The following is a 262-nucleotide window of genomic DNA, read 5'->3' as shown; positions in this document are numbered from 1 at the left end:
AATTTAGAAAATGATAGTGAAATTACTAATAATATGGGATCTTTTATAAAATTGTACAGGAAATTATTGTTAGAATTAAAAAAATTACATGTTAAAACTCCTTCCTTAATCGAATTTAGCTTTGTTGAAAATGAAACAAATAAGAAGTTAAATTTATCTAGTGGAGAAAAAGCTTTACTTAATTTGTACTCTTCAATTTTTAATTTTGTTTTAAGTTCACAAATTAGATCTAACAATTGGAGAAGTTTTATTTTTTTACTAG

Annotated in this window: 1 protein-coding gene; it reads left to right on the top strand. The window is 21.8% G+C overall.

The window, feature by feature from the left end:
* A partial coding sequence (locus SB660_RS21590; protein ID WP_410584462.1) for a hypothetical protein occupies positions 1-262 on the top strand: 262 nt, incomplete at both ends.

This window comes from Bacillus sp. SIMBA_005, assembly GCF_046535585.1.
GTDB lineage: Bacteria > Bacillota > Bacilli > Bacillales > Bacillaceae > Bacillus > Bacillus pumilus.
This window is presented reverse-complemented; position numbering and strand designations above follow the sequence as displayed.